We start from the raw sequence: 23,248 nt of genomic DNA on the forward strand, positions 1-23,248 counted from the left end.
AAAATTTTATACAGGAACGCTTAACAATAAAGACATAGTATTAACTCAAAGTGGGATCGGCAAAGTAAATGCTTCTATTTCCACTACTTTATTAATAGAAAAATTTAATCCAGACCTTATTATTAATACTGGATCGGCCGGTGCATTAGATGAAAGTTTATCGGTAGGAGATGTACTTGTAAGTGATACGGTAACCTATCATGATGCAGACGCAACTGCATTCGGCTATGATTATGGACAAATTCCTCAAATGCCTAAGCATTACGAATCTAGTACTAAGTTATTAGATAAGACGATATCCATACTTAAACAACAAGATTTAAATGGGAAAGTAGGATTAATTGTTAGTGGCGATAGTTTTATCGGAAGTGTTGAACAACGCCGTAAAATTAAATCTCAATTTCCAAAAGCAATGGCAGTTGAGATGGAAGCTACTGCCATCGCTCAAACATGTTATCAATTTAAAGTGCCATTTATTGTGACACGAGCAGTATCAGATTTAGCTAATGGAGAAGCAGAAATCTCTTTTGAAGAATTCTTAGGAAAAGCTGCAGTTTCATCTAGTGAAACAGTTGAATTATTAGTTAAATCATTATAAAAAGTAAAGGTGAAAATATAAAATGGGAATTGTTAAAAATTTATTTATGCCCAATGCATATGTACAATCTGTGTTTGAAATAGATATTGAGAAATTAGCTAGTAATGGAGTCAAAGGTATTATAACTGATTTGGATAACACACTTGTGGGTTGGGATGTCAAAGAACCTACCGAAAGAATTAAAGAGTGGTTTGCTAAAGCTCGAAAATTAGGCATCACTGTAACGATTGTTTCAAATAATAATGAGGAACGTGTATCTAGTTTTTCTAAAGATTTAGAAGTAGATTTCATTTTCAAGGCGAGAAAACCTATGGGCAAAGCATTTAAAAAAGCCATTAAACAAATGAATATTCAAGCTAAAGAGACAGTAGTTATAGGAGATCAAATGTTGACTGATGTTTTTGGTGGTAATCGTAATGGACTTTATACTATCATGGTCGTTCCAGTTAAACGAACAGATGGATTTATAACGAAATTCAATCGTCTCATCGAAAGACGTTTGTTGAATCATTTCAGAAAAAAAGGTTATATCAAATGGGAGGAAAATTGATTGAGTGAAACACTAAAATGTATTGGTTGTGGTGCACCGCTACAATCTGAAGATAAAAACGCACCAGGATATGTACCTGAACATAATATGTTTCGTGAAGATGTCATTTGCCAAAGATGCTTTAGGTTAAAGAATTACAACGAAGTGCAAGACGTTGGAATGGATAGTGAAGACTTTTTAAATTTATTAACAGGATTATCAGATCAAAAAGGTATCGTCGTTAATGTGGTTGATGTATTTGATTTCGAAGGATCTTTCATTAACGCGATTAAGCGAATTGTTGGAAATAAAAAAATTATTTTAGCAGCAAACAAACTTGATCTTCTTCCTAAACAAATTAATAAACGTCGTGTGAAAGAATGGTTGAAGAAATCTGCTCGAAAGTATGGCCTTGAAGCCGAAGATGTCGTACTCATCTCTGCAGACAAAGGTTGGGGCATCGAAGAATTATTGCAATCGATTAATCAATATAGAAACAATGAAGATGTCTATATAGTAGGAACAACGAATGTAGGTAAATCAACCTTAATTAATAAATTGATCGAAATAAGTGTTGGTGAAAAGGACGTCGTAACAACTTCACGTTTCCCAGGTACAACATTAGATATGATTGATATTCCACTAGATGAAACAACATTTATGTATGATACACCAGGAATTATTCAAGAACATCAAATGACACATTATGTTTCTGAAAAAGAATTAAAAACCATTATGCCTAAAAAGGAAATTAAACAACGTGTGTATCAATTAAATGAAGGTCAAACACTATTCTTTGGTGGTTTAGCGAGAATTGATTATGTTTCTGGAGGTAAAAGACCTTTAATATGTTTCTTCTCTAATGATTTAAATATTCATAGAACTAAAACCGAAAAGGCAAATGAGCTTTGGAAATCACAATTAGGTTCAGTTTTAACGCCACCGCATAACGCTGAGAACTTTGATTTAAATAATGTAAAGGCCGTTAGACTTGAAACAGGAAAAGCAAAACGTGACGTTATGATTTCAGGATTAGGTTTCATTACAATTGATGAAGGTGCAAAAGTGATTGTACGCGTCCCTAAAAATGTTGATGTAATATTAAGAAATTCTATTTTATAAAAGGAGTGAGAAGAATGAAATTTGCTGTAATTGGACATCCTATATCTCATTCTTTATCTCCTGTAATGCATAATGCTAACTTTTCTAAGTTAGGATTAGATTACACTTATGAAGCATTAGATATACCTATTGAAGATTTTCATTTGATTAAAGAAATCATTACAGAAAAGGGGCTCAATGGATTTAATATCACAATTCCACATAAAGAACGAATCCTACCTTATTTGGATGAAATAGATGAACAATCCAAAACTGTTGGAGCCGTTAACACTGTTTTAATCAAAGACGGTAAATGGATAGGGTACAATACTGATGGGATAGGTTATGTCACAGGCTTAAGACAAGTATATGATGATTTAGAAAGTGCTTATATATTAATATTAGGCGCAGGTGGAGCAAGTAAGGGTATTGCAAATGAATTAGCAAAATTTGTGAATCCTAAATTAACTGTTGCTAATCGTACCATGTCACGTTTCAACGATTGGAAACTTGATATTAATGCAATTTCTTTAGAGGACGCAGAAAGCTATTTAGATGAATTTGATATTATTATTAATACAACACCTGCAGGTATGGCTGAAAATAAAGAAAGTGTTTTAAATTTGAAAAATCTAAATACAAATGCACTTGTTAGCGATATTGTCTATATTCCATATAAGACTCCTATTTTAGAAGAAGCTGAAAATAAAGGCAATCCTATATATAATGGTTTAGATATGTTCGTATATCAAGGTGCTGAAAGTTTTAAAATATGGACGAATCAAATGCCTGATATCCAAACGATGAAACAGACAGTTCTAGATAAATTGAAAGGAGATAGATCATGTTAACTGGAAAACAGAAAAGATATTTACGTAGTTTAGCGCATAATACAGATCCAACTTTCCAAATAGGAAAAGGTGGAATTAATGAAAATATGATTAATCAAATTGATGAAACGTTAGAGAATAGAGAACTCATTAAAATTCATGTGCTTCAAAATAATTTTGACGATAAAAATGAATTAGCTAGAGCGCTAAGTGAAGCGACTAAAAGTGAATTAGTACAAGTAATCGGGTCAATGATTGTACTGTATAGAGAATCTGAAGAAAATAAAGAAATTACGTTACCTTAATGGCTAAAATTGTGTTGTACGGCGGTCAATTTAACCCGATTCATACCGCTCATATGGTAGTAGCTAGTGAGATATATCATCAATTGCAGCCAGATGCGTTCTACTTTTTACCGAGCTATATGGCACCTTTGAAAGAACATGATGACTTTCTAGATTCATCCTATCGAATGAAAATGATTGAGCTTGTAATAGAAGATTTAGGCTTTGGTAATATTTGTACGGCTGAGTTAGAAAGAAAAGGCCAAAGTTACACATATGATACTTTAGCAGAATTAAAGCAATCACAGCCTAATGATGAATTCTACTTTGTCATTGGTACAGACCAATATGAGCAATTAGATCAGTGGTATAATATTGAAAAGTTAAAGAAAATGATTACCTTTGTGATTGTAAATCGTGATAAGGCATATCAAAAAGTAGAAAATGGTATGATATCAGTTAAAATTCCCCGTATAGATATAAGTTCATCTATGGTACGAAATCGTATTAAAAATAAGCAAACGATACAAGTTTTAGTCCCTAAAAAGGTAGAAAAGTATATACAGGAGGAAGGATTTTATGGATATAAATGAAGCTAAAGCACTCGTTAAAGATAAGCTACCAGAAAAGCGCTATAATCATTCTTTAAGAGTAGCAGAAACAGCAGTGAAATTAGCAGAGATTTATGACGGTGATAAAGAGAAAGCTGAATTGGCTGGTGTACTGCATGATTATTGCAAATATGATGATTTAAGTAAAATGTATCAGATTGTTAGACAATGCGAGTTAGAGAGTGATTTACTTAGTTACGGAAATGAAATCCTCCATGGTCCAGTGTGTGCTGCAATAATGGAACATGACTATCATATCAAGGACGAAGAAGTCTTATTAGCTATTAAATATCATACAACTGGTCGTCAACAAATGACTAAAACTGAGAAGTTAATTTTTATTGCAGATTATATTGAACCCGGCAGAAAGACCCCCGGAGTTGAAGAAATTAGAGATATGGCATACAATCAAGGTAGCTTAGATAAAACAATTTATGAAATTTCTAAGCGTACAGTTTTATTTTTAATTGGTAAAGATATTACGGTATATGGCACTACGATTGCATGCTTGAATTATTATAATTATAGTGACGAAAGAATAAAGGATGATTAAATGAGTTCAGAAGAATTATTAAATATTGCTGTCGAAGCGACAGAAAACAAAAAAGCTGAAGATGTAATTTCTCTTAACATGCAAGGTATCAGTGATATGACTGACTACTTTGTTGTGTGTCATGGTAATAATGAACGTCAAGTTCAATCTATTGCTAGAGCTGTTAAAGAAGCTGTTCATGAGCAAAATATTGATGTAAAGCGTATGGAAGGATATAACGATGCAAGATGGGTACTTATTGATTTAGCCAATGTTGTAGTTCATATTTTCCACAAAGACGAAAGAAATTATTACAATATCGAGAAATTATATCAAGATGCTCCAGTTGAATCATATGGTCAGGCTGTCTTTTAAAGATGTCTCAGTATGAAGATATGAGTTTGGTATATGACCAACTCACACAGGACCAACCGTATGATGAATGGTTCAATATTGTTGAATCCTTTTCAAAGCAACAAATTAATGAAATTCTAGATTTAGGTTGTGGCACCGGTAGTTTAACGCATCGATTAGTCACATTAGGACATGTAACTGGAATGGATTTAAGTATTGATATGTTGACGATTGCTAACGAGAAAACTAACAATGTTAGATGGTTAGAAGGAGATATGACAGATTTTAATTTGAACCAAAAGTTTAATGTTATTACAATATTTTGTGATTCACTGAATTATTTACCTACAATTGATGATGTCAGAAATACATTCAAATCAGTATACCAACATTTAACTAATGATGGTGTGTTTCTTTTTGATGTGCATACGGTTCACAAGATGAATACATTGTTTAATAATCAAAGCTATATTGATGAAACTGATGATGTTTTCTTAGGATGGGAAGCTATTCGTGGTGATGAACCATTGAGTGTTTATCATGAAATGTCATTCTTTATTCTTGAGAAAGATGGTAGTTATCGACGTTTCGATGAATCGCATTACCAAAGAACCTATGAAGAAGAAACTTATAAATCACTATTAAAAGAGATAGGTTTTACAAAAATTGAAACTTTCACAGATTTCAATCTAGAGAAACATGAAGAAGATGCTGATCGATTATTTTTCGTTGTTAAAAAATAAATATTAACATTAAGAAGTAAAATCACTCGTTCGTACGTTGATAAGTATGAAGGAGTGATTTTTTGTTTAATATAGATAAAAAGTATATCGATTTTATTTTGCGATGGAAACGATATTTTATATTAGGGATTGTCGGAATCATTATCGCGATTCTTACTTTGACTAACAAAGATGAATCTCATAATGAGAATAATGAAATGAATGAGTTTCCAAAAGATCATCATCTAGATTCAAATGAGATTAAAAACAATCAATCTCATACTAAAGCTAATACAAATAATAAGAATATGAGTAATAAAGAAAACAGTAAGGAAAAAGTTTATGTTGATATTAAAGGGGCTGTCGAGCATCCTAATGTATATCAAATGCTATCGACTGAACGAGTCATTGACGCTTTGAATAAGGTAAAACTTTCTAAAAATGCAGACGTTTCCCAAATTAATCTATCAGAAAAATTAATAGACCAAAAGTTAATATATGTGCCCACAAAAGGAGAGCAACCTCATACTATTAGAAATAATAATTCTCCAATAACTACGAATCAAAATAGTGAAAATAAACAAGTCAATCTTAATAATGCGACTGAATCAGAACTTAAAGGAGTCCCAGGTATTGGACCAACAAAAGCTAAAGAAATTATAAACTATAGAGAACAAAACGGTAGATTTGATAAAATAGATGATTTAAAAAAGATTAAAGGGTTTGGCGAGAAAACGTTTGAAAAATTAAAAGAACACTTTATTATTTAGCTTTTATTCATTATTGCATTTATTGCTTTAAATGATTAAGCTATAAATATTAATTGTTTTTCTACATAAGGAGGCAACTACACATGGAAAGAATTAAATGGGAAGAATATTTTATGGCTCAAAGTCATTTATTAGCTTTGAGATCGACATGTCAAAGACTCTCTGTTGGAGCTACAATTGTCAAAGATAATAGAATTATTGCTGGTGGTTACAACGGATCAGTAGCAGGGGAAGTTCATTGCATTGATGAAGGTTGCCTTATTGAAGATGGTCATTGTATTAGAACAATACATGCAGAAATGAATGCACTACTACAATGCGCTAAACAAGGTGTTTCAACAGAAGGTGCTACAATTTACGTGACTCATTTCCCTTGTTTAAATTGCACAAAGTCAATTATACAAGCTGGCATTAAGACGATATATTATGCAGAAGATTATCACAATCATGACTACGCTATTAAACTACTTCAACAATCAGGTAATGAATATAAAAGAATACCATTCTCTCCAGAATACGTAGCACAATACCTTACGCAAGGTTAATCAATGATATACATAGCACTTTCATTTTTAGTAGGGATACTTTGGATGAATTTCAAAGTTATCTCTACCTCACTATTTCTATTGGCGTTCATACTTGCGACGATTAAGAACTTCAAACTCCCTCTTATTATATTAATGTTTGCTTCTTCCATACTTTCATATTTTATTATTTATTCTTATACTCAAAAGGAAACCAAATCGCAAAATTATCTTAGAAACCATCCTATGGTTCGAAATGACGTAACTTTTAAATCATTAGAAAATAAACAAAAGTATACTACTGGCTATCTTATATATAAGAATGAAAACTATAAATTTTTCTTTAAGACTAAAATGTCTAAAACTTACGCATCTTTAAAAAATAAGACGTGCTACATAAAAGGGGATTTTAAATTTGATAATGAGCATCCTTCTATAACGATTTCATCTATCAACTTGAATTCTTGTAAAACTAATGGTCATTTTCAATGGATTTATAATCATCAAGAATACATTTCGAATAAGATATACCATTCAGGAGTGAAATATCCTAATAGAATCCTTGCATTAATTACTGGCAATACGACATTAATCAATCCAGATTATAAGGAAAAAGTAAAAGAGATAGGAATATATCATTTATTAGCTATAAGCGGCACACATATAGCCACAATTATTTTAATTATCCATCAATCTCTCGTAAGATTTAATACACCTTTATTAGTCATAAAGATCTTAACCATATGCGTATTAGTTATTTACGCTATTTATACTGATTTTGTTCCTAGCGCTGTGAGAGCAATATCAATAGCTATTTTAGTAATATTACTCCCCAAATCTCTTAGAAAATCTTCTCTCAATTTACTTTCATTAATTTTTATAATTATGTACATTGTTTATCCAGGGTATATTTATAACATAGGTTTTCAATTTTCATTTTTAATTTGCTTCTTCATTCTAATGGCTCAACCATTTCTTAAAAATTTAACACCTATAAAAAGTCTCTTAGCAATAACATGTATAGCACAATTTGGTTCTATCATAATTAGCGTCTATCATTTTAATCAATTTCAGTGGATTGGTTTCCTATCGAACTTACTTTTTGTTCCATTTTATAGCTTCTTACTTTTTCCATCTATTATCTTATTTTTCATCACGAGTCATTTAATTTCTCATTTCGAAATCATGAATCGCTATATGGCATTTTTGTATAATGTTCATGATCTACTACTAAATTTATTCTATAAACTGTCCCATTATAAATGGTATATCCCTGATTTAAGTGAAAAGCAATTACTGCTATTCATATTATCAATATTTATCGTTTACTATTTATTCGTACATCAAAAGGTATTTATTTCCTTATCAGTATTTATAATCATATTATCTCTACTCACATTTACTAATAAGCCAAGTTATGCTGAATTAACTCTGTTTGATGTCGGACAAGGTGATAGTATACTTTTCAAAACTGGAAACAATAAAACGATTATGATAGATACTGGAGGTAAAGGAGATGAAAACAAATCTAAAAGTATTAGTCATCATAATATAGCTAAGTTTAAAATTCTTCCGAGTCTTAAAAGAAAAGGAATTTCTACGATTGATTATCTAATCTTAACGCATCCACATGCAGATCATATGGGAGAATTACCATATCTATTTGAACACTTAAAAATTAAAAACATTATATTGAATAGTGATGGTTTTCCAAATGATTTATTAAAATATATTATAAAGGAAGGCAAGATGAAGAATATTAAAATACATGAGGTTAAAAATATTTCTCAAATTAATTTTGAAGTAACTAAATTAAAATTTTTCAATACATTTATACCCGCCAGTTCAGATAAAAATGAACAATCCATTATCATACTCATCCAATACCGTAATAAAAATATTCTATTAATGGGGGATGCGACTAAGAACAATGAATCAATTCTTTTACAAAATTACAAATTGCCAAAAATAGATATATTAAAAGTAGGACATCACGGTAGTAGAACAAGCAGTTCTGAAGAATTTGTTAAAAACATACAACCCAAAATAAGTTTAATTTCAAGTGGCAAGCATAATAAATATCATCTTCCCAATGATGATGTTATATCTCGTTAAAAAGAGAATGGAAGCGAAGTTTATGATACACAGGATAATGGGGAACTAAGTATTAATTTAGATGACATAAAAACGAAGATTCAACGTATATATCAACGTCAATCAACTAATGCTAGAGAAGTAACGCAATAAAATGATATAATTTACAGGTATGAGAAATAGAGGAAGGGTGTACTTATGAGCGATAATATTGTGGCTATATACGGTGAAGTGCCTGAACTTGTCGAGAAGAAAAGTTCTGAAATAGTCAATCAATATCTTGGACAGGACAAAGATGATTTCAACTTTGTGAAATTTAATATGTATGAAAATGACTTAACGCCTATCATTGAAGAAACATTAACGATGCCCTTTTTCTCAGATAAAAAGGCTATTGTAGTAAAAAATGCCTATGTGTTTACTGGCGAAAAAGTAACTAAAGAACTCAATCATAGTGCTGAACAACTCATAGAGTTTATTGAAAAGTATGATGGCGAAAACTTAATTATCTTTGAAGTTTATCAAAATAAATTAGATGAACGTAAAAAGCTAACGAAATCGCTTAAAAAATATGCTCAATTAAAAAAAGTAGAACAGATGTCTGAAGAAGAAATAAAAAAATGGATTCAGCGCAAATTAAATGAGAATTATAAAGATATAAAACAAGATGCATTAAATCTCTTTATTGAGCTCACTGGCATTAATTTTAATATTGTCTCTCAAGAACTTGAAAAATTAATGCTCTTCTTAGGGGATAGACCTACAATAAATAAAGATGATGTCAATCAAATTATTAATAGAAGCTTAGAACAAAATGTGTTTTTATTAACTGAATTTATTCAAAAAGGCAGAAAAAATAAAGCAGTACAGTTAGTGAATGATTTAATAACAATGAAAGAAGAACCTATTAAACTTTTAGCATTAATAACAAGCAACTACAGATTGTATTATCAATGTAAAATATTGGGTCAAAAGGGATACAGTGGTCAGCAAATAGCTAAAACAGTTAATGCGCATCCTTATAGGGTGAAATTAGCTTTAAATCAAGCTCGGAATTATCAATTAAATGATTTATTAAATATTATTGATTCATGTGCAGAAACTGATTATAAATTAAAATCTTCATACATGGATAAGCAGCTTATTTTAGAACTATTTATCTTGTCTCTTTAAAATAAAAAAGATCAAGCTCAGCGCTTGATCTTTTTAATAAGTAGAATTATTTATTAGCTGTCATAAGTTTTGATTTAATACGATCAGCTTTGTTTGAGTGGATTAAGTTGCTTTGAGCAGCTTTATCAACTTGTTTAATCGCAAAATTTAATAATTCATTTTTGTTTTCAGCATCAGTTGAGATAGCTGTTTTCGCGCGTTTAACTGCTGTACGCATAGCATTCTTTTTAGAGATATTACGTGCTTCAGCTGTTTCAGTTGTTCTCACACGTTTAACTGCAGATTTAATGTTTGGCATTTCTGTCACCTCCTAAAAGTGAACTTAACTTATCAAAATTTATTTGATTACAACAAGAAATATTTTATCAAATGTCTAATCTTTGTGCAATCATTTATTTATCAGTATTGTGAATATAGTTTAAAGTCTTTAACTATTGGAAAGTGACCATTAACTCTATATAATTAAAATTGTTAGAACTTAAATGATACTGGAATAAAGGAGTTTATTCTGGATAGAAACCATTGTAATGACATAGAATGAAGTTTTCTTAGGAATAATGAAAATGTTATTAATGTCTCAACCTCAATAACTTCCTTTAAGTTCATTTGCATTTAAACTTTAAAAACGTTATCATATCAAAGATGTATACATAAATCGGGTTATTTTTATGAAAGTGAGTAGGATAAGATGGATAAGCAAGAACGCTATAATAGAAGAGAAAATATAAGAAATTTCTCTATCATCGCACATATTGACCACGGGAAATCGACATTAGCTGATAGAATCTTAGAAAATACTAAATCAGTCGAAACACGCGAAATGCAAGATCAATTACTTGATTCTATGGATTTAGAGAGAGAACGTGGAATAACAATTAAATTGAATGCTGTTCGTTTAAAATACGACGCTAAAGATGGTCAAACTTATACTTTCCATCTTATTGATACACCAGGACATGTAGATTTTACATATGAAGTGTCACGTTCTTTGGCAGCATGTGAAGGTGCAATTCTTGTCGTCGATGCGGCTCAAGGAATCGAAGCACAAACCTTAGCTAATGTTTATTTAGCTTTAGATAATGATTTAGAATTATTACCTGTGGTGAATAAAATTGATTTACCAGCAGCAGAACCTGAAAGAGTAAAACAAGAATTAGAAGATGTTATCGGCTTAGATCAAGACGATGTTGTTTTAGCGAGTGCCAAATCAAATATTGGTATTGAAGATATATTAGAAAAAATAGTCGAAGTCGTACCAGCTCCAGATGGAGATCCAGAAGCACCATTAAAAGCCCTCATATTTGATTCAGAGTATGATCCATATAGAGGCGTTATATCTTCTATCAGAATTATAGATGGTGTAGTCAAAGCTGGAGATAAAATTAAAATGATGGCGACTGGTAAAGAATTCGAAGTAACTGAAGTGGGTATCAATACACCTAAACAGTTACCTGTTGAAGAATTAACAGTAGGTGATGTTGGTTATATTATCGCCAGCATTAAAAATGTAGATGATTCACGTGTTGGTGATACAATCACATTAGCTCATCGACCAGCTGACAAGCCACTTAAAGGCTATAAAAAGATGAATCCAATGGTTTATTGCGGATTATTCCCAATAGATAATAAAGATTATAATGATTTAAGAGAAGCATTGGAAAAACTTCAACTTAATGATGCATCATTAGAATTTGAACCTGAATCTTCACAAGCTCTTGGTTTTGGCTATAGAACTGGATTCTTAGGTATGTTACACATGGAAATTATTCAAGAAAGAATTGAAAGAGAATTCGGAATTGAATTAATTGCGACTGCACCATCAGTAATTTACCAATGTATTTTAAAAGACGGCTCAGAAGTTACTGTAGATAATCCAGCCCAAATGCCTGAAAGAGATAAAATCGACCATATTTACGAACCTTTCGTTAGAGCTACAATGATGGTTCCTAATGATTACGTCGGTGCTGTTATGGAATTATGTCAACGTAAACGTGGTCAATTTGTGAATATGGACTATCTGGATGATATACGAGTAAATATTGTGTATGAAATTCCATTATCAGAAGTCGTATTTGATTTCTTTGATCAACTAAAATCTAATACTAAAGGATATGCTTCTTTCGATTATGAATTCATTGAGAATAAAGAAAGTAACTTAGTTAAGATGGATATTCTACTTAATGGTGATAAAGTTGATGCGTTAAGTTTCATAGTTCATAGAGACTTTGCTTATGAAAGAGGTAAAGCACTCGTTGAAAAATTAAAAACACTTATCCCAAGACAGCAATTCGAAGTACCAGTGCTAGCAGCCATCGGTCAAAAAATTAGTGCTCGTACAAATATTAAATCGATGGGTAAAAATGTCTTATCAAAATGTTATGGTGGCGATATTAGCCGTAAACGTAAATTACTAGAAAAACAAAAAGCCGGTAAAGCTAAAATGAAAGCTGTAGGTAATGTTGAAATTCCTCAAGATGCTTTCTTAGCAGTGCTTAAAATGGATGATGAATAAAACTTTAATTCAAAGGTTGAGACATAAACACATGAGTCTCAGCCTTTAAAAACGTATCGAAAGTGCCTAAATATGAGATAATCGAATAAATCCAATTTTTCTTTTATCCACTAGTTCAGCAACAATCATCCTTACCGAAGCGGAGCGATGAAATCATTTTAACTACAAGATTTCGCTTCCGCTCTTTTTTATGTTCATTATTGGGGGGAGAATTTTGACAGTTACAAGCGCATATATTCATATTCCTTTCTGCGTACGAATTTGTACTTATTGTGATTTCAATAAGTATTTTATAGATAAACAGCCAGTAGATGAATACTTAGATGCTCTTATTAAAGAAATGCAGGTTAATAATAATAGACAACTTCAAACGATGTATGTTGGAGGAGGAACGCCTACTGCTTTAAATTTAACGCAACTTGAAAAATTACTTAAAGCGATTAATAATACGTTTACTATAAGTGGCGAATATTCATTTGAAGCTAATCCAGATGAGTTAACTTATGAAAAGGTAGCACTCTTAAAAAGGTATGGCGTCAATAGAATTTCAATGGGTGTGCAAACATTTAAACCAGAATTATTAGAAATACTTGGCAGAACTCATAAAAAAGAAGACATATACGAAGCTGTTGAAAATGCACGCAAAGTTGGAATTGAATCAATTAGTCTTGATTTGATGTATCATCTACCACAACAAACTTTGGATGATTTCAAACAAAGTTTGGAATTAGCTCTAAAGATGGATATTGATCATATATCTAGTTATGGGCTTATACTAGAACCTAAAACTCAATTTTATAATATGTATAGAAAGGGACATCTTAAACTTCCAAATGAAGATTTAGGTGCTGAAATGTACCAGTATTTAATGCAAAGATTAGAACAATCAAATCTAAAGCAGTACGAGATTTCTAATTTTGGAAAAGCAGGGCACGAATCTACACATAATAAAGTTTATTGGCTAAATGAGGAATATTATGGATTTGGTGCAGGTGCAAGTGGTTACGTAGACGGGGTAAGATATACCAACTTAAATCCTGTTCGTCATTATATTGATGCTATTAATAAAAATGAACAACCTATACTTACTCAAACAGAACCAACTTTTGAAGAAAAAATGGAAGAAGAAATGTTTCTTGGTTTAAGAATGAACCAAGGCGTTAATACTGAAAGATTTAAATACAAATTCGGATTACCGATTGAAAGTGTTTTTGGTCAAACAATTGAAAATTTATTAGGAAGAAATCTATTACAAAAACAACAACAAAACATTTCATTAACTGATCGTGGTAAAGTGATTGGTAATGAGGTTTTCGAGGCATTTTTACTTAACCTCTAAAAATTTCGATATTTTAATGCTTTAACATTGACTTACTTTGACCTTTTTGATAAATTATAATTAGCACTTGAGATAAAAGAGTGCTAATGAGGTGAAAACATGATTACAAATAGACAATTAAGCATCCTTAATGCAATTGTTGAAGATTATGTTGATTTTGGACAACCGATTGGTTCTAAAACTTTAATTCATCGACATAATTTAGATATTAGTCCTGCTACCATTAGAAATGAAATGAAACAACTTGAAGATATGAACTTCATTGAGAAGACACATACCTCTTCAGGTAGGACACCATCCGAATTAGGTTTTAGATATTATGTCAATCGTTTATTAGAACAAACATCTCATCAAAATCAAAACAAAATTCAACGTTTAAATCAGTTATTGATTGAGAATCATTATGATATTTCTACCGCATTGACTTATTTTGCAAATGAATTATCAATGCAATCTCAATATGCAACGTTGGTTGTACGTCCAAATCACAATCAAGATATTATTAGTAATATTCATTTGATTCAAGCTAACAATCATTTGGTTATTTTAATTATGGTATTTTCATCAGGTCATGTTGAGAACATTCATGTTGTAACTCATGTAGAACTGAATCGTCTTAACTTAAATAAAATAGCTAACTTTTTGACTACACATTTTAATGAGAATCATAAAAATTTATCTCGTGATATTCATATGGTTGTAAATTCAGATGAAGAGAAAAAGTTAGTAAGCGAAATGATTGATTTGATGGAACAACATATTAATAATCAAAGTAATAGCATTTATATGGGAGGAAAGGTTAAACTTATTGATGCGTTGAATGAAACAAACGTGTCATCTATACAACCAATTCTTCAATATATCGAATCAAATCGAATCACTGAATTATTAGATGAAATATCAGCATCTCAAATCAATGTTCGTATTGGCAAAGAAATTGATGAAAGTTTAAGTGATATTTCTATCGTGACAAGTCAGTATCATTTTGATGAGTCACTAAAAGGTCAAATTGCGGTCATAGGACCAACTGCTATGCATTATCAAAATGTAATTCAATTACTTAACCAAATATGGTAGTAATGAGAGTTGTATTGGAGGTCAGACAATGACAGAAAAAGATCATACAGTGAATCAAACTGAGGAAGAAGTTAATTCAAAAGAAAGCGAAGATAATCAAACTTTTGAAAATAACGAGGAATCAGTAGATCACACTGATAAGAATGAAGTTAAAGATAATCAATTGCAAGATGATTCTGAAGAAACAGATCAACAAGAAGATGTTGATCCTAAAGATGAAAAAATTCAAGAATTAGAAAAATTAGCAAATGATAATGAAGAAAAATATTTAAGATTATATGCTGAATTCGAAAATTATAAGCGTCGAATTCAAAATGAAAATCAAATTAATAAAACTTATCAAGCTCAAGGTGTTTTAACTGATATTCTTCCGTCAATAGATAATATTGAACGCGCACTTCAAATTGAAGGTGATGATGAATCTTTTAAATCACTTCAAAAAGGTGTGCAAATGGTACACGAAAGTTTACTAAGAGCTTTAAAAGATAATGGTCTTGAAGAAATTCAAGCCGAAGGGCAAGAATTTGATCCTAATTTACATCAAGCAGTGGTTCAAGATGATAATCCTGATTTCAAATCAGGTGAAGTCACTCAAGAATTACAAAAAGGATATAAACTTAAGGATCGTGTATTAAGACCATCAATGGTTAAAGTAAATCAATAAGTTGATTGAAAAAACATTGTAAATTTAAAACATATTAAATTGGAGGAATTTTATTATGAGTAAAGTAATCGGAATCGACTTAGGTACTACAAACTCTTGTGTTGCTGTATTAGAAGGCGATGAACCAAAAGTAATTCAAAATCCAGAAGGTGCACGTACAACTCCTTCAGTAGTTGCGTTTAAAAATGGAGAAACTCAAGTAGGTGAAGTTGCTAAACGTCAAGCAATTACAAATCCTAACACTGTTCAATCTATTAAACGTCATATGGGTACAGATTATAAAGTAGATATCGAAGGTAAATCATATACACCTCAAGAAATCTCAGCTATGATTTTACAAAACTTAAAAAGTACTGCAGAAAGCTATTTAGGTGATACTGTAGATAAAGCAGTTATCACAGTGCCAGCTTACTTTAACGACGCTGAACGTCAAGCTACTAAAGATGCTGGTAAAATTGCAGGTTTAGAAGTGGAACGTATTATTAATGAACCAACAGCTGCTGCATTAGCTTATGGTTTAGACAAAACTGATAAAGATCAAAAAGTTCTTGTATTCGACTTAGGTGGCGGTACTTTTGACGTATCTATCCTTGAATTAGGCGATGGCGTATTCGAAGTACTATCTACTGCAGGAGATAACAAACTTGGTGGTGACGACTTTGACCAAGTTATCATTGACTATTTAGTTTCTGAATTCAAAAAAGAAAATGGCGTAGATTTATCTCAAGACAAAATGGCATTACAAAGATTAAAAGATGCTGCTGAAAAAGCTAAAAAAGATTTATCTGGCGTATCTCAAACTCAAATTTCACTACCATTCATCTCAGCTGGTGAAAGTGGTCCATTACACTTAGAAATGAGCCTAAGCCGTTCTAAATTTGAAGAATTAGCAGATTCATTAATCAGAAAAACAATGGAACCAACTCGTCAAGCATTAAAAGATGCTGGTCTATCAACTTCAGAAATCGATGAAGTAATCCTTGTTGGTGGTTCAACTCGTATTCCAGCTGTACAAGAAGCAGTTAAAAAAGAAGTAGGAAAAGATCCTCATAAAGGTGTTAACCCAGATGAAGTAGTAGCAATGGGTGCAGCTATCCAAGGTGGCGTTATCACTGGTGATGTTAAAGACGTAGTATTATTAGACGTTACACCATTATCACTTGGTATCGAAATTATGGGTGGACGTATGAATACGTTAATCGAACGTAATACTACTATTCCAACATCTAAATCACAAGTTTATTCAACAGCTGCAGATAATCAACCAGCAGTTGATATTCACGTATTACAAGGTGAACGTCCAATGGCATCTGACAACAAAACATTAGGTCGTTTCCAATTAACTGATATTCCACCAGCTCCACGTGGTGTACCTCAAATCGAAGTAACATTTGATATCGATAAAAACGGTATTGTTAATGTAACCGCTAAAGATTTAGGTACAAACAAAGAACAAAATATCACTATCCAATCAAGCTCAGCTTTATCTGATGAAGAAATCGACCGTATGGTGAAAGACGCTGAAGAAAATGCTGAAGCAGATAAAAAACGTCGTGAAGAAGTTGACTTACGCAATGAAGCTGATAGCTTAGTATTCCAAGTTGAAAAAACTATCAGCGATTTAGGCGACAATATTGGCGAAGATGATAAGAAAAATGCTGAAGAGAAAAAAGATGCACTTAAATCTGCGCTTGAAGGCGAAGATATTGAAGACATCAAATCTAAAAAAGAAGAACTTGAAAAAGTTGTTCAAGAGTTATCAGCTAAAGTATACGAGCAAGCTCAACAAGCTCAACAAGCACAACAACAGGCTCAAGGAGAACAAGGTTCTCAAGATAGCACTGTAGAAGACGCTGATTTCAAAGAAGTTAAAGACGACGAAGATAAAAAATAATTCTGAGATGAGTTAGTAAATGAATTTAATTCATAACTAAGCCAAAAAAGTCAAAGTCAATTGAACATTGGCTTTGGCTTTTTATTTGGATAGTTAGAGTGAATTAGATAAACTAATCTTGTTAAACGTATAAAAGGAGAGATAGTTGTGGCCAAAAGAGACTATTATGAGGTCTTAGGCGTAAGTAAAAGCGCTTCTAAGGACGAAATCAAAAAAGCTTACCGTAAATTATCCAAAAAATATCATCCTGACATCAATAAAGAAGAAGGCGCAGATGAAAAATTTAAAGAAATATCCGAAGCTTATGAAGTCTTAAGTGATGATAATAAACGTGCAAACTATGACCAATTTGGTCACGAAGGCCCTCAAGGTGGATTTGGCAGTCAAGGCTTCGGCGGTGCAGACTTTGACGGATTTAGCGGAGGTGGATTCGAAGATATCTTCAGTTCATTCTTCGGTGGCGGTTCAAGACAAAGAGATCCAAATGCACCTCGTAAAGGTGATGATTTACAATATACAATGACCGTTACGTTCGAAGAGGCCGTGTTTGGTACTAAAAAAGAAATATCTATACGTAAAGACGTTACATGTCATACATGTGATGGTGAAGGTGCTAAACCAGGTACAAGCAAGAAAACTTGTAGTTACTGTAACGGCGCAGGACACGTATCTGTGGAACAAAATACTATCCTAGGTAGAGTGCGCACAGAACAAGTTTGTCCTAAATGTGAAGGTAGTGGACAAGAATTTGAAGAACCATGTCCTACATGTCATGGTAAAGGAACTGAAAATAAAACAGTTAAATTAGAAGTAACTATACCTGAAGGTGTAGATACAGAACAACAAATTCGATTAGCCGGAGAAGGTTCACCTGGAATTAATGGGGGCCCTCATGGTGATTTATATGTTGTGTTTAGAGTTCAACCTTCTGATACGTTTGAACGTGATGGAGACGACATATACTATAATTTAAACGTAAGTTTCCCTCAAGCTGCTTTAGGCGACGAAATCAAAATACCTACATTAAAAAGTAATGTTGTTCTTACAATTCCTGCAGGAACACAAACAGGTAAACAATTCCGTCTTAAAGATAAAGGTATTAAAAACGTTCATGGCTATGGTCATGGTGACTTATTTGTAAATATTAAAGTAGTTACTCCAACTAAAATGAATGACAGACAAAAAGAAATCATGAAAGAATTTGCTGAAATTAATGGTGAAGAAGTGAATGAACAGCCATCTAATTTTAAAGATAGAGCAAAACGATTCTTCAAAGGAGAATAAGTAATGAATTGGACGGAACTCTCAATTGTAGTCAATCACGAAGTAGAATATGATGTAACAGACATACTTGAAAGCCATGGTTCTAATGGCGTTGTGATAGAAGACTCCAAAGATTTAGTGAACCAACCTGCTGATAAATTTGGAGAAATTTATGAATTAAACCCTGATGACTATCCTGATCAAGGCGTCAGATTAAAAGCGTATTTCAATGAACTCACTTTTGGTGACACGCTTAGAACTAATATTAAAAACGCAGTTCTGAATCTTCCAGAATTAGATGAAAATATAGTTACGTTTTCGGAAAAAGAAATCGCTGAAGTAGATTGGGCTAATGAATGGAAGAACTATTTTCATCCATTTAAAGCTTCAGAACGATTTACAATAGTTCCAAGCTGGGAAACATATGAAAAAGAAAGTAATAATGAATTATGTATTGAACTAGATCCAGGCATGGCGTTTGGTACTGGAGATCATCCTACGACAAGCATGTGTCTGAAAGCCATTGAAAAATATGTTAAACCTACAGATTCTGTTATAGATGTTGGAACAGGCTCTGGAATATTGAGTATCGCAAGTCATTTAATTGGTGTAAAACGAATTAAAGCATTAGATATTGATGAAATGGCTGTAAATGTTGCAAAAGAAAATTTCAAGAAGAATCACTGTGAAAACGCAATTGAAGCAGTTCCAGGTAATTTATTACAAGATGAAGATAAAAAATTTAACATTGTTATAGCAAATATTCTTGCTCACATTATTGAAGAAATGATTGAAGATGCTTATAATACTTTAGTTGAAGAAGGTTATTTCATAACTTCTGGTATTATAGAAGAAAAATATGAAGAAATAGAATCTCAAATGAAGCGTGTTGGCTTTAATATCATTTCTGTTGAACATGACAACGGTTGGGTATGTATAGTTGGTCAGAAAGTGAGTGATTAATTTGCAAAGGTATTTTATTAATCAAAACGCTGATGAAAATCAGCGTTTTTTTATTGAAGATAGGGAAGATGTACATCACATTACTCATGTAATGCGTTATAAAGAAGGTAATCATATCATTATTACCTTTTCAGATAAAAAGGTGTATAAATGCGAAATTATCTCTATCAACGACAATAATATCGAACTACGATTAGATGAAAAACAAGATATTAATACTGAATTACCTCAGCATATTACTATTTGTAGCGGTTTGATTAAATCAGATAAATATGAATGGATGATCCAGAAAGCTACCGAAATGGGTGCAAGCGAGTTTATCGCCGTGGGAATGGATCGCTCAGTCGTAAAATTAAATGAATCTAAAGTAGCTAAAAAAATAGATAGATGGCAAAAGATTATTAAAGAAGCAGCCGAACAAAGTTATAGATTAACTATTCCCAATATCTATTTTAAGTCGAATTTAAAAGCAATTTATGATATGATAAATCATTATGACTACGTTCTAATTGCATACGAAGAACAAGCGAAGCATGGAGATTTGAGTCATTTTAAACATATTTTAAAACAATTTGAAGCACAAGATCGTGTTTTAATGATATTTGGGCCTGAAGGTGGACTATCAGATAAAGAAGTGTCATTATTCCAAGAGCATAGTACACTTGTTGGTTTAGGCCCACGCATTTTACGGGCAGAAACTGCGCCTCTATACGCTTTAAGTGCAGTTAGTTTTGAAAAAGAATTATTGGGGTGAAGACTATGTCAACAGTTGCATTTCATACATTAGGTTGTAAAGTAAACCACTATGAAACTGAAGCAATTTGGCAATTATTTAAAGAAGCAGATTATGATAGAGTAGATTTTGAAACAAATGCGGATGTATTTGTAATCAATACTTGTACAGTAACCAATACTGGTGATAAGAAAAGTAGACAAATTATTCGTCGTGCAATTAGACAAAATCCTGAAGCTGTTGTCTGTGTAACAGGTTGTTACGCACAAACTTCTTCAGCTGAAATTATGGAAATTCCTGGCGTTGATGTCGTTGTAGGAACACAAGACCGTCATAAATTACTTGATTATATAGATCAATTTCAACAAGAAAGACAACCTATCAATGGTGTAGGTAATATTATGAAAAACCGTACATATGAAGAACTTGAAGTTCCTTATTTTACAGATAGAACTAGAGCTTCATTAAAGATTCAAGAAGGATGCAATAATTTCTGTACGTTCTGTATCATTCCATGGGCTCGTGGTTTAATGCGCTCAAGAGATCCTGAAAAGGTTGTCGAACAAGCTTCACAACTTGTTAACTCAGGCTACAAAGAAATTGTCTTAACAGGTATTCACACTGGCGGATATGGTCAAGATTTAAAAAACTATAATCTCGCTCAATTATTAAGAGATTTAGACGAAATTGATGGCCTAGAACGAATTCGTATTTCATCTATTGAAGCAAGTCAATTAACTGATGAAGTGATAGAAGTCATTGGAAATTCAAATAAAGTAGTAAGACATTTACACGTACCGTTACAATCAGGTTCTGACAGTGTATTAAAACGTATGAGACGTAAATATACGATGGAACACTTTTCAGAAAGATTAACTGAATTACACAAGGCTTTACCAGATTTAGCTGTTACTAGTGATGTAATTGTAGGTTTCCCTGGTGAGACTGAAGAAGAATTCCAAGAAACTTACGACTTCATCGTCAAACATCAATTTTCTGAATTACACGTATTTCCTTATTCTCCAAGAATTGGTACACCCGCAGCTCGAATGGATGACCAAATTGATGAAGGAATTAAAAATGAACGCGTGCATAAATTAATTACACTTAGCAATCAACTTGCTAAAGAATATGCTTCTAAATTTGAAAATGAAGTTCTTGAAGTGATACCAGAAGAACAAGGGGAAAAACCTAACACATTAGTTGGATATGCAGATAATTATATGAAAGTTCAATTTGAAGGTGACGAATCATTAATTGGACAAATTGTTAAAGTAAAAATACTTAAAGCAGATTATCCTCTAAATGACGGTAAAGCTATCCGCGTGGTTGAACATGCAACGAATAAATCAGAAGAAGAAGTACTTGTCTAAATATTTAAAAAATGTAAATTTTACTAATTGACCACCAATTTGAGTTATATTATACTAATAGTTGCATAGTTTTTACTGTGCATCGACTATAAAGTTCCGTTGATATTTGGAGGGAGGGAAATACAGATGTCTAAAACAGTAGTACGTAAAAACGAATCACTAGAAGATGCTTTACGTAGATTTAAACGTTCAGTATCAAAAAGTGGAACAATTCAAGAAGTACGTAAACGTGAATTTTACGAAAAACCAAGCGTTAAACGTAAAAAGAAATCAGAAGCTGCACGTAAACGTAAATTCAAATAATTAATAGCTCTGTTGACTCCCTCAACACGAATGTTAATTATAAATATCGCCCTAGTTTTTATAACTAGGGTTTTTTTATAAACTTTTTTCCTATTTCGATGTTACTTTTTATGAAACTCTTCAATAGACAGCTCCCAATTCTTATACTTTTTATTTTTCAGAAAATTAATCAAATATTATTAAACTACTTCAAATTAAATTACTTTTCTACAATTTAGCAATTTATATATTAGTGAAATGCTATATAATGTGGGCGTTTTCATGTATAATCATAATGAGGGTGAGGTGAAATAGTGAATTACTCCAATCTAATACATACGTTGCTTTTAACGAAACTTACTAGTGGAAATAATTGGGTTGATCATATTGCGCATTTGATAACTCAACCTTTCGTTTCGCTAATACTTACATGTATTATCTTCCTAGGTTTTCTATACCAATTATATTCAAAACGTATTAATATCATAGGAATCATTGCTTCATTAGCATTATTATTACTATTTTTAGGATTCCTTATTAATGGGGATGTCAACGTATTATCTGTACTCTTATTTACAGTAGGCGTAATACTAGTTATTATAGAGCTGTTTATTATTGGTGCAGTCATTGGCATTATTGGTATGACACTTATTACATTAAGTATTATTATGCTAGGTGATAATATTATACTCATGCTTGGTAATGTAGTGGTTGCATTAATATTATCAATTATAGAGTGGGTGTTATTAGTGAAAATCTTCAAAAGAAAAATTCCATTTCTAGATAAAGTAATCTTAAAAGATTCAACAAATTCTGAGGCTGGTTATCGTTCACATGAAGACCGCTCTCATCTCGTGGGTAAAACCGCTCGAACAGTTACCGATCTTAGACCTGCAGGAATTATCACTTGTGACGATGAAAGAATAGATGCTGTATCAGATGGCACGTTTATTTTACGTAATAGACAAGTAAAAATTCTTGAGGTAGAAGGTACACGTGTAGTTGTTAGAGAAATAGAATAATATT

At 31.9% G+C, this 23,248-nt stretch carries 24 protein-coding genes and 1 pseudogene; 24 read left to right on the forward strand and 1 reads right to left on the reverse strand.

What is annotated here, in order from left to right:
* The 13 genes and pseudogenes from HMPREF3264_RS04390 to holA all read left to right on the forward strand — a co-directional run.
* Positions 1–598: 5'-methylthioadenosine/adenosylhomocysteine nucleosidase (locus tag HMPREF3264_RS04390; protein WP_070872164.1), on the forward strand; the 598-nt coding region annotated here is incomplete at its 5' end.
* Between the two features lie 22 nt (positions 599–620).
* Positions 621–1,148, forward strand: a complete 528-nt coding sequence (locus HMPREF3264_RS04395) for a YqeG family HAD IIIA-type phosphatase (protein WP_044466731.1) — start codon at positions 621–623, stop codon at positions 1,146–1,148.
* A complete protein-coding gene (yqeH, locus tag HMPREF3264_RS04400) occupies positions 1,149–2,249 on the forward strand; it encodes a ribosome biogenesis GTPase YqeH (protein WP_002443194.1) in 1,101 nt (366 codons plus the stop codon).
* A gap of 14 nt (positions 2,250–2,263) precedes the next feature.
* Positions 2,264–3,079, forward strand: a complete 816-nt coding sequence (aroE, locus tag HMPREF3264_RS04405) for a shikimate dehydrogenase (protein ID WP_070872064.1) — start codon at positions 2,264–2,266, stop codon at positions 3,077–3,079.
* On the forward strand, positions 3,073–3,363 hold the full coding sequence (gene yhbY, locus HMPREF3264_RS04410; RefSeq protein ID WP_002443189.1) for a ribosome assembly RNA-binding protein YhbY: 291 nt from the start codon (positions 3,073–3,075) through the stop codon (positions 3,361–3,363). The genes aroE and yhbY overlap by 7 nt, the downstream gene beginning before the upstream one ends.
* Entirely contained in the window at positions 3,363–3,935 is a 573-nt protein-coding gene (locus HMPREF3264_RS04415; RefSeq protein WP_070872066.1) for a nicotinate-nucleotide adenylyltransferase, read from the forward strand. Before yhbY ends, HMPREF3264_RS04415 begins: the two co-directional genes overlap by 1 nt.
* Positions 3,922–4,506 carry a bis(5'-nucleosyl)-tetraphosphatase (symmetrical) YqeK gene (gene yqeK, locus HMPREF3264_RS04420; protein ID WP_002443185.1) on the forward strand — a complete coding sequence of 195 codons (585 nt, stop codon included), beginning with the start codon at positions 3,922–3,924 and terminating at the stop codon, positions 4,504–4,506. The genes HMPREF3264_RS04415 and yqeK overlap by 14 nt, the downstream gene beginning before the upstream one ends.
* Positions 4,507–4,860, forward strand: a complete 354-nt coding sequence (rsfS, locus tag HMPREF3264_RS04425; RefSeq protein ID WP_002443183.1) for a ribosome silencing factor — start codon at positions 4,507–4,509, stop codon at positions 4,858–4,860. It begins immediately after the preceding gene.
* A gap of 2 nt (positions 4,861–4,862) precedes the next feature.
* Positions 4,863–5,582: a class I SAM-dependent DNA methyltransferase gene (locus tag HMPREF3264_RS04430; RefSeq protein WP_070872068.1), complete on the forward strand. Its 720-nt coding sequence runs from the start codon at positions 4,863–4,865 to the stop codon at positions 5,580–5,582.
* Between the two features lie 62 nt (positions 5,583–5,644).
* The gene (locus HMPREF3264_RS04435; RefSeq protein ID WP_070872070.1) at positions 5,645–6,331 is read left to right on the forward strand and encodes a helix-hairpin-helix domain-containing protein; all 687 of its coding nucleotides are present in this window, start codon (positions 5,645–5,647) and stop codon (positions 6,329–6,331) included.
* Between the two features lie 83 nt (positions 6,332–6,414).
* Complete coding sequence (locus HMPREF3264_RS04440; RefSeq protein WP_070872072.1) at positions 6,415–6,876, forward strand: ComE operon protein 2; 462 nt, start codon at positions 6,415–6,417, stop codon at positions 6,874–6,876.
* 3 nt (positions 6,877–6,879) lie between these two features.
* Positions 6,880–9,102 (forward strand): annotated as a pseudogene (locus HMPREF3264_RS04445) (DNA internalization-related competence protein ComEC/Rec2).
* Between the two features lie 45 nt (positions 9,103–9,147).
* Positions 9,148–10,122 (forward strand): DNA polymerase III subunit delta, encoded by a 975-nt coding sequence (holA, locus tag HMPREF3264_RS04450; protein ID WP_070872077.1) that lies wholly within the window; start codon positions 9,148–9,150, stop codon positions 10,120–10,122.
* 46 nt (positions 10,123–10,168) lie between these two features.
* Here the strand turns inward: holA and rpsT are convergent, their stop codons facing one another.
* Positions 10,169–10,420, reverse strand: coding sequence for a 30S ribosomal protein S20 (gene rpsT, locus HMPREF3264_RS04455; RefSeq protein WP_002443172.1), 252 nt, complete (start codon positions 10,418–10,420; stop codon positions 10,169–10,171).
* 390 nt (positions 10,421–10,810) lie between these two features.
* On the opposite strand from rpsT, the gene lepA reads away from it, so the two are divergent.
* From lepA to HMPREF3264_RS04510, 11 genes are all read left to right on the forward strand, one after another.
* A complete protein-coding gene (gene lepA / locus HMPREF3264_RS04460; RefSeq protein WP_070872079.1) occupies positions 10,811–12,634 on the forward strand; it encodes a translation elongation factor 4 in 1,824 nt (607 codons plus the stop codon).
* Between the two features lie 214 nt (positions 12,635–12,848).
* Positions 12,849–13,973 (forward strand): radical SAM family heme chaperone HemW, encoded by a 1,125-nt coding sequence (gene hemW / locus HMPREF3264_RS04465; RefSeq protein WP_070872080.1) that lies wholly within the window; start codon positions 12,849–12,851, stop codon positions 13,971–13,973.
* Between the two features lie 99 nt (positions 13,974–14,072).
* Entirely contained in the window at positions 14,073–15,050 is a 978-nt protein-coding gene (hrcA, locus tag HMPREF3264_RS04470; RefSeq protein WP_070872082.1) for a heat-inducible transcriptional repressor HrcA, read from the forward strand.
* Positions 15,051–15,078: 28 nt separating this feature from the next.
* A complete protein-coding gene (gene grpE / locus HMPREF3264_RS04475) occupies positions 15,079–15,714 on the forward strand; it encodes a nucleotide exchange factor GrpE (RefSeq protein WP_002443163.1) in 636 nt (211 codons plus the stop codon).
* Between the two features lie 55 nt (positions 15,715–15,769).
* Complete coding sequence (dnaK, locus tag HMPREF3264_RS04480) at positions 15,770–17,608, forward strand: molecular chaperone DnaK (RefSeq protein WP_070872084.1); 1,839 nt, start codon at positions 15,770–15,772, stop codon at positions 17,606–17,608.
* A 147-nt stretch (positions 17,609–17,755) separates the two neighbouring features.
* On the forward strand, positions 17,756–18,892 hold the full coding sequence (gene dnaJ / locus HMPREF3264_RS04485; RefSeq protein WP_070872086.1) for a molecular chaperone DnaJ: 1,137 nt from the start codon (positions 17,756–17,758) through the stop codon (positions 18,890–18,892).
* Positions 18,893–18,895: 3 nt separating this feature from the next.
* Positions 18,896–19,834 (forward strand): 50S ribosomal protein L11 methyltransferase, encoded by a 939-nt coding sequence (gene prmA, locus HMPREF3264_RS04490; protein WP_070872088.1) that lies wholly within the window; start codon positions 18,896–18,898, stop codon positions 19,832–19,834.
* Position 19,835: 1 nt separating this feature from the next.
* Positions 19,836–20,588: a 16S rRNA (uracil(1498)-N(3))-methyltransferase gene (locus tag HMPREF3264_RS04495; RefSeq protein WP_070872090.1), complete on the forward strand. Its 753-nt coding sequence runs from the start codon at positions 19,836–19,838 to the stop codon at positions 20,586–20,588.
* A gap of 5 nt (positions 20,589–20,593) precedes the next feature.
* Positions 20,594–21,940 (forward strand): tRNA (N(6)-L-threonylcarbamoyladenosine(37)-C(2))-methylthiotransferase MtaB, encoded by a 1,347-nt coding sequence (mtaB, locus tag HMPREF3264_RS04500; RefSeq protein ID WP_037541481.1) that lies wholly within the window; start codon positions 20,594–20,596, stop codon positions 21,938–21,940.
* A gap of 126 nt (positions 21,941–22,066) precedes the next feature.
* Positions 22,067–22,243: a 30S ribosomal protein S21 gene (gene rpsU, locus HMPREF3264_RS04505; RefSeq protein ID WP_000048060.1), complete on the forward strand. Its 177-nt coding sequence runs from the start codon at positions 22,067–22,069 to the stop codon at positions 22,241–22,243.
* Between the two features lie 320 nt (positions 22,244–22,563).
* Entirely contained in the window at positions 22,564–23,244 is a 681-nt protein-coding gene (locus HMPREF3264_RS04510; protein ID WP_259666551.1) for an NfeD family protein, read from the forward strand.
* Positions 23,245–23,248: the final 4 nt, after the last annotated feature.

This window comes from Staphylococcus sp. HMSC62A08, assembly GCF_001839105.1.
In the GTDB taxonomy this organism is placed as follows: domain Bacteria; phylum Bacillota; class Bacilli; order Staphylococcales; family Staphylococcaceae; genus Staphylococcus; species Staphylococcus caprae.